Consider the following 5,210-nt stretch of genomic DNA (forward strand, 5'->3'; position numbering starts at 1 on the left):
GGCTAGGGGGGACTAGGGGCTAGATGAGCCCGGGAGGTGTGGCAGGTCGGGCCGGGGTGGATCGGGCCGGGCTGGATCGGGCAGGGTGAGCTCGGTCGGGCCGAACCGGTCGGTGAGAAAGCGGCTGTGCGCGAGCAACTGGGCCGTGTCGCCGCGGGCGGCCGCCTCGGTGACCTCACGCATCCCACCGGCGAGCAGGGCCAGCGTCGCCAGCAGGACATCGCGGGGGGTGCGGCCGTCGGGCAGCCGGTGGGTCTCGGCGTAGGCCCGCGGCAGCCCCAGATAGGTCTCCACCGCGATGGGCAGGTAATCGGCGACCGTCCGCTCGACGGCGAACGTCTCCGGCGAGCCGGGACGCAGCAGGTGCGGGGTGTCCAGAACCTGCCGCAGCGCCCCGATGACCTCCTCGGCGGCCGCGGCGAGTGCCCGGCCGTCCGGTGCTCGGTCGATCAGAGTCCGGTACTGGGCCTCGACCGCCGTCCGCAGATCACCCACGTCGATCCCACCGCCCGCGACCGCGGCGCGGCGCGGCGGTGCGACCAAAGCGCCGATCGCGTAGAGCGCCGCGACGACCGGCGGCCAGAACGGCCAGTCCACCAGGCCCGCGGCACTCGCGCCGGCGCCGGCGAGCGCGCACGTGCAGCCGGCGATGTTCTTGGCCGAACCGAACCAGGTGAGGATCCACTGTCCCCGGCCGGGGATCGGCGGCGGCGGGGGTGGTGCCGGGCGCGGGAGCCGCCCGCGGTGGACGCGGCGCCGGCGGTTCACTGGTAGCCACGGATGTCCTTGAACGCGTCCGCCAGCGACGAGGTACGGGCGTCGAACACCGCGCCGCCAGTGTCGGCGGAGATGTCCCGCAGCGCCGCCGGGTCGGCTTCCCCGAAGGCGATCGTGAAGGTAGGCACGGCACGCGCGGCCGCCGGCAGCCGCTGATAGGAGGAGCGGAAGTCGGCGGCCGAGATACCGGAGTTGTTCTCCCCGTCGGTCATCAGGACGATCGACGTGAGGTAGCCGGGGTCGGCCTCGGCGGCCGCGCCGGCGGCCCGGTAGCCGGCCTCCAGCGCCGAGTAGATCGCGGTGTTGCCCTGGAGTTGCAGGCCGTCCACGAACGTGTTGACGCCCGCCAGATCCGCGGAGCCCGGCCGCGGGTCGTTCACGGCGAAGTCCATGGGGTCGTGGGCCCGGCCGGCGAAGGTGATCATTGTGATCTTCTCGCGACCCCGGAACCGGGCGAACCTGCCGGGCAACGTGTCGTCCGCACCGGTGAGCCCGCGCAGCGCCGCCTGGAGCGCCGCTATCCGCGGTCCGGCCATCGACCCGGACAGGTCGAGCAGGAAGATGGCGTGGCTGGGCCGCCGGAACCGGTCGAGGTAGGCGGACAGCAGCTGGTCGGGCGACCTGCCGGCTCGCTGGGAAGGGCAGCTCGGTGAGCGTCCGCGTCGGGAACCGGGCGTCCAGCGCCACTCCGGGCAGGGCCGGCCGGCGGCTCGTGGTGATCTGCAGCCGGCGCTGCGTCTGCGGCAGGCGCAGCCAGCTGACGACCCGGTCGTAGAGATCACGCTTATCCGGCCGCAGCAGCAGGAGAGGATAGTCGGAGGTGACGATCCCGTCCCTGGGATAGATCAGCTCCAATGGTTCGCGCAGCCGGTGCCCGGCGTTCAGGGCCAGCAGCACCGACTCATAGTTGATCATGCCGCCGAGAGTGTCCTGGGAGCGGGCGTAGGCGTCGGTCAGGAAACCGGAACTGCCCGCGGTCAGTGCCTGGCCAGAGAAGAACGAGGTCAGCTGGGCAGGCCTGATGTCCTGCGGGCGCAGCGTGTCCGAGGTGCCGGCGAGTGCCGCCGCCACCCCGACCAGGGCGGAGAAACCCGAGTTCGACGCCGCGGGATTCGTCATGGCGTAGGAGAGCTGGCCGGCCGCCACCTTCGCGGCGATGTCGGCCCAGGTCACGTTCGGGTTGCCGGTCCAGCCGAACTGCCGGGCCAGGCTGCGCCGGACCCCGAACACCACCGGCGACAGCATGATCGACGATCGCGCGGCCACGGGCGTCGCGCCGGTCGGCAGCAGTCGCAGGTACCGGTCGGAGGCGAACCAGGCGGCGTCGGCCTGGGCGGTGCCCCTGGTAATCGCGTCGGCGCCGTCCAGGGTGCCGGTGTAGGTCAGCCGCAGGGTGACGCCGGTCGCCCGGGTGAGATCGGAGAGCAGCGGCTGGATGTCCTGGAGTTCGGAGCCGGCGAGGACGGTGAGTTCGCCCGCGGATTCGCCGGTGCCGGACCCGTCCGCCGGTCCTGAGCCTCCGCCCGAGCAGGCGGCCGCGAACAGCACCGTCAGGAGACACACGAGCAGGGCTGCGCGCGGCCGTCGGTTCACCGGCCGCCGCCCGGCAGCGTCAGCTCGCCACCTCCGTCGGGGTACGAGCCGAGTTCGCCGCCCGCGGCCGCGGCCGACCGGTCCAGGTAGGCGGTGGCCCTGCCGATCTCGGTGGACAGCGCGTCCACTGTCGTTCGCATGGTGTCCAGCGCGGCGGCGCGGTAGTCGTCGATGGCGTCGATGGTGGCGTAGATGTTCGCGAAGGCCTGCTGGAGGGCCCGCAGCGAGACGGTCGCCGAGGACGCCTGCCGGTGCACGTCGACGCTCTGCCGGCGCAACAGCTCCGATGTGCCGGAAATAATCTTCTCGGTGGTGCTGTTCAGGGCCGAGATCTGGTCGAGGACCAGTTTCTGGTCGGCCAGCGCCTGGGCGACGATCACCGCGGTGCGCAGCGCCGACACGGTCGTGGTGCTCGCCCGGTCCACATCCTTGATGAGTTCGAGGTTGTTGCGCCGGAGCAGGTCCAACGCAAGGTAGCCCTGTGCGCCGACGGCAAGCTGGGTGAGCAGGTCCTGGTGCTTCTGGCGGACGTAGAACAGCACATCTTGGCGAAGCTCCTCAGCCCGGTCCGGGTCGGTGCCCGCGAGCGCCGCGATCCCCGTCTCGAGCTCACCGTCGAGTCTGCCGGCGAGGTAGGCGTACTCCCGCAGCCGGTCGATCGTCGCCCACAGGTTCTGCTTCTCCTGCTCGATGGCGGCGTTGTCCCGGCGCAGCTCCTCCTGACCGTGCTGCAGGGAGCGCAGAATCCCGTCCAGGTGGGCCTGCGACGACCGGTAGGAGGCGAAGTAGTCCCGCAGCCGGTTGCCGAAGGGGAGCACGCCGAGCAGCTTTCTGGGGGCGTCGAGATTCTGCCGGGAGGGGTCGAGATCCGCCACGACCCGGCGCGGCTCGACCAGGGACTTCGACACCGCCGAGGTCTGGTCGAAGGGCCCGGAGTTCATCGCCCGGGTGGGCTTGTCGAGCAACCGGTTGGACACCGACGCCGATTCCCGGATCTCCTTCTCCCCCAGCCGGTGCACGGCGGCGACCTTCGACGTGAACGCCGGCGAGTGGGCATCGATGGACAGCAGCGTGCGCGCGAACGTGCCAGCCTGCTCGTCCAGCCGGGCCGCGGCGCCCGGATCGATCGGAACGGCCGGTTCGGCCCGGTCAAGGGGCACCGGTGCCACCGGCTCGGGCGGGGTCAGCACCAGGTCGCCGCCAGGTGCCGTATTGCCAGGTGCCGTATTGCCAGGTGCCGTATTGCCAGGTGCCGTATTACGGTCGGCGGCCGGCGGTTGCGTGGTCAACCGGGTCTCCCCTGCGCCTGGTTCACAATCTTGTCAATCATGCGTTCCTCGATGGCGGCGGTGGGCGGTTCCACCACGTCAACCAGCGACGGCGGCGGCGCGAGACCCCGTTCGGTGGCCAGGCGGCGGCCGTACGCGGCATCCGCGGTACGAAACCCGTGCTGAGCCGCGAGACGCTGCAGCTGCGGGTCGGTGGCGAGTAGCCCCGCCCGGCGGCCTCGCCATCGGCGGTCAGCGGTACCACCGTGTGCTTCGCGTAGATCGTTGGCTCCGGGTACATGAGGACCATGTCGGGGCTGATGGAACCGTCCTTCGCGAGCTGACGGGCGACAAACTGCGCCTCGTAGATCATGGCCATCGGCGTCTTCCCCATCCCAATGGTGAGGAAGTCGTCGAAGGGTTCCTGGGTGGACTGCTCGACATAGCCCTGCTTGACGAACAGCGGTGCGCAGCGGGCGGCCACCTGATCCGCCGCGGCGCTGTCGGCGACGACGTTGCCGCCGTTCTCGACATAGCTGGCGATTGCCAGGTACAGCGCCGCGGAGTTCGACGTCCGCACATCCGTCGAACTGATGAGCACGGACTTGCCGGTCTCGAAAGCGGTGTTCCCCGGCAGGTCCGACCAGCGGGTGTTCCTACCGACCAGATCGAGGTAGCCGCGCATGTTCAGGACGTGGTGGCCGCCGTCCATCCGCACGACCCCGGCGTTCTGCAGCAGTGACGCGATCGGCTGGAAGGTGACGATCGCCATCGGGCTGAAGAAGGGGACGTAGGACTTCGTCACCTTCCTGGCGGCCCTGATCCGGTCGGCCTGCGGCGCGTCGGCCGGAAAGGCCAGGTCATAGGGGGTCAGGTCGCGGCTGGTGGCGATCTCCCTGGACCCCGCGGTATCGACCTGCAGCCGGTAGCCGAGCTCCGCGAGCCGGACGCCCACCGCGGGGTCCGCGAAGAAGTCCCGCTTCTCCGAACCGGCCAGGACCCGGACGGTCCGCACGTTGCCATCGGGCGGACCACTGCCGGCGTCGCCCCCCCAGCCGGGGGACCACGATCAGGGCCACCACCGCGATCACGAGCAGACCGGCCAGCAGGAGCCCGACGGTCCTGCCCCGCTGCGCCGAACGCACCAGCCCTCCGCCCGAATCCCCCGATTGGCCCCGTCTGCCCCCATGATGGTAGATCCCGGCGACACTCCGGTAAACGGCGACGTCACATTTCGGTCGCACGGTGTGCACCGCTCGGCCATCAATTAGTCCCGGTCCGCGTGGGATCTGCGAAGACCCAACCATCCGCAGACGGTGGCCACGCTCCCCGGCGACACGTTCTCGACGTTCAACCCACGCGACCGTTCCCTGGTGACGGTGAATGGCCGCGGCGCCCGTCTGTGGGAGACGAGAGGGGACGAGATCACCCACGCGCTGTGCGGCTCCGTCACGACCACCATCACCGAGGATCAGTGGCGGAGATACGCCCCCGATCTCGCGTACCGGCCTCTGTGCCGGTAACCGCGCACCGGCTGCGCAGCCGGGCGGCGTCGATGCTCGCCCCAATGCC

General features: G+C 70.8%; 6 protein-coding genes. 2 read left to right on the plus strand and 4 right to left on the minus strand.

The window, feature by feature from the left end:
- Positions 1–12 precede the first annotated feature (12 nt).
- The gene (locus AC08OJ_RS18320) at positions 13–768 is read right to left on the minus strand and encodes a hypothetical protein (protein ID WP_476596372.1); all 756 of its coding nucleotides are present in this window, start codon (positions 766–768) and stop codon (positions 13–15) included.
- Positions 765–1,559, minus strand: coding sequence for a vWA domain-containing protein (locus AC08OJ_RS18325; RefSeq protein ID WP_476596373.1), 795 nt, complete (start codon positions 1,557–1,559; stop codon positions 765–767). The genes AC08OJ_RS18320 and AC08OJ_RS18325 overlap by 4 nt, the downstream gene beginning before the upstream one ends.
- Before the next feature lie 374 nt (positions 1,560–1,933).
- Between AC08OJ_RS18325 and AC08OJ_RS18330 the strand changes: the two genes are divergently transcribed.
- Positions 1,934–2,158 carry a hypothetical protein gene (locus AC08OJ_RS18330; RefSeq protein WP_476596374.1) on the plus strand — a complete coding sequence of 75 codons (225 nt, stop codon included), beginning with the start codon at positions 1,934–1,936 and terminating at the stop codon, positions 2,156–2,158.
- A gap of 208 nt (positions 2,159–2,366) precedes the next feature.
- Here the strand turns inward: AC08OJ_RS18330 and AC08OJ_RS18335 are convergent, their stop codons facing one another.
- Positions 2,367–3,560 (minus strand): toxic anion resistance protein, encoded by a 1,194-nt coding sequence (locus AC08OJ_RS18335; protein ID WP_476596376.1) that lies wholly within the window; start codon positions 3,558–3,560, stop codon positions 2,367–2,369.
- A 136-nt stretch (positions 3,561–3,696) separates the two neighbouring features.
- Positions 3,697–4,653 carry a hypothetical protein gene (locus AC08OJ_RS18340; RefSeq protein WP_476594501.1) on the minus strand — a complete coding sequence of 319 codons (957 nt, stop codon included), beginning with the start codon at positions 4,651–4,653 and terminating at the stop codon, positions 3,697–3,699.
- Positions 4,654–4,954: 301 nt separating this feature from the next.
- Between AC08OJ_RS18340 and AC08OJ_RS18345 the strand changes: the two genes are divergently transcribed.
- Complete coding sequence (locus AC08OJ_RS18345; protein WP_476596378.1) at positions 4,955–5,161, plus strand: hypothetical protein; 207 nt, start codon at positions 4,955–4,957, stop codon at positions 5,159–5,161.
- The last annotated feature ends 49 nt before the right edge of the window (positions 5,162–5,210 follow it).

The sequence above is a fragment of the Frankia sp. CgKIO3 genome, from assembly GCF_977946435.1.